Annotated in this window: 2 protein-coding genes; both read right to left on the bottom strand. The window is 57.9% G+C overall.

The window, feature by feature from the left end; translation table 11 throughout:
- Nucleotides 1–323: 323 nt before the first annotated feature.
- The gene (gene ypeB / locus ACPLUI_RS14310; protein ID WP_424660916.1) at nucleotides 324–1,688 is read right to left on the bottom strand and encodes a germination protein YpeB; all 1,365 of its coding nucleotides are present in this window, start codon (nucleotides 1,686–1,688) and stop codon (nucleotides 324–326) included.
- 17 nt (nucleotides 1,689–1,705) lie between these two features.
- Nucleotides 1,706–2,019, bottom strand: a 314-nt coding sequence (locus ACPLUI_RS14305) for a cell wall hydrolase (RefSeq protein ID WP_424660915.1), incomplete at its 5' end; no start/stop codon positions are given.

Raw genomic sequence — 2,019 nt, 5'->3', positions numbered from 1 at the left:
CTTGTAAAGAAGCGGCCCTCTCTGGCCCGGTAACGGCGGGCTACCGGAAAGGACATACTCGGTGAAAGCCACCTTTGAGTCCCCGGCTCCGGGGCGGCACGGGTACTTCCCCAGCCGGGCTTGCACCCTCCCCGGCTCGCTGGCATGGTTGACGCACCCATCTTCCCCTTCACGGCCTTACTGCCATATCAAGTTAAGTAAAATACTAGCATGTAGTGAATCCGCTGTCAACAGGTAATTATTCCGGCGGTAATTCCGGGCGGCGTCGCAACCCCGCTTTTCACGCACCGGCAGCCCCTGCAGGGTTTTTACCGGAGCAGGGGTTACAGTGTCAGGACACCCTCGGGGTTGCGTACCACCCTCAGCACGCGGGCTTCACTACCATCCAGGGCGTCTATGTAAATCAGGAACAGGTCCTTGTCCAGCAGTCCCTGAAACTCGTAGGTCAATTTTTCCCTGTCGGGAGGCTCGGGTATGAGAGCCAGCCGCCCTCCCTTGACCTCCTTCAACCGCGGATTGAGTTTTTGCCGGGCCTCCTCCACGCTGATGCGGGGGCGGGGCAGTTCACGGCTGGTATGATTCATTAAATAGTTCGAGGCCTCCACGCCCAGAATCTGACCGTTATCCATAGCCACGGTAACCTTCACCTGGTCGGGGTAAAGGATTACCCGCTCCTGTGTGGCAGCAAAGTTAAATATAGCAAGGCCGTTCTGGTGCTCATAATAAACCGGCACCATGTTTTTAAAACCAAGAGAGTTCAGGTAATCCAGGGCCTTTTGCCTTGCCCTGTCAATGCTCAAAGCGGGGTTCCCGACCCGCCGGTCGCAGGTCATCCAGTTCAGGTGACCACCCTGCCTGGTTATAGCTACGGTAACTTTGCCCCCCTTGTTCCCGCTCTGGGGGCGCAATTCAACGACATAAGAGGGGATTTTGCCCCTCACTTCCCCCACCCGTTCCACCGCATAGCCACCCCTGCCTTCCACCATTGCCAGTGCCCGCCTGCGGGCCTCCTCGGTACTGATATTCTTTCCTGTGAGACCCCTGGGGGTTGCTTTTTCAAGATGCTCGGAAAAAGGGCCGTCATAGATCAGGGTGGGGAACGTTTCCATGTGTTTTTCGATTTCCTGGAAGTTGGCATTGGCCAGGCGCGGGCCCTGCCTGCTCAGAGTGCGTCCACCTTCCCGCACCAGTTCGTTCAGGTACAGCCGCCCATCGGCAATACGCCGTTCCATATCGTGAAGGGCCAGATTCAAGTCGGCAGACTGCCGGTAAAGTCGGTTCAGGGTTTCCCACTGCTGGTCTGTTGCGGGTTCTCCACCGGCAGTCCGCTGCAGCAGGGAATGTGCGTAGTCGCCCACCTGGGTCAGAAACTTGGCCGTACGTCCGGTCACGGCGTCTGTAACCGGGAGCTGGTTTAAATTCGCCTGGGCAGCCATAGCCCGCTGCCAGAGTTCCATAAAAATTGTGCTCTGTGCCTCCGGGGTACCTGCTACCAGACTTTTGGACAACAGGACCTCCATATTCTGGACATTATCAGTCAGGTCATACAGAGCCCGGTAGTACTTGTTGCTCAGCGCCGTCTCAAGGCGCTGGCGCACGGTATACTGCTGGTAGCCCCAGTACCCCAGGGCACCTGCAATCAGCACCCCAGCCGCCAGTGACAGGATCCATAATCTCTTCCTATCCATCAACACTCACCCCTCTTCTAGCGTGCGAAAACGTGATGCCCGATTTGCGTGATTATGTTCCGGGTCCAGATCCACGGGCTTACAGGTTTGGCCGGGTTCCAGAAGTAAAGGCTCCCCCCTGTCGGGTCCCACCCGCTCATGGCCAGCATGGCTGCCCGCAGGGAGTCCTGGCTCACCGGACGGTTGTACTGGCCGTTGCTGACCGATTCAAAAGCATTGGGCTGAAAGATGACACCCGCCAGGCTGTGGGGAAAAGCTGCACTCCTGGTGCGGTTCAAAATTACGGCTCCTACGGCAACCTTGCCCTCAAAGGGCTCGTCGGCCGCTTCCC

The sequence above is a fragment of the Desulfofundulus sp. genome (assembly GCF_049701015.1).
Lineage (GTDB): Bacteria > Bacillota > Desulfotomaculia > Desulfotomaculales > Desulfovirgulaceae > Desulfofundulus.
The sequence above is the reverse complement of the archived record's forward strand: the minus strand, read 5'-3'. Positions and strand labels throughout refer to the sequence as shown.

Bases quoted from the DNA above. Each gene is read 5' to 3' on its own strand.
- ypeB (WP_424660916.1), bottom strand. From the start codon at position 1,688: ATGGATAGGAAGAGATTATGGATCCTGTCACTGGCGGCTGGGGTGCTG.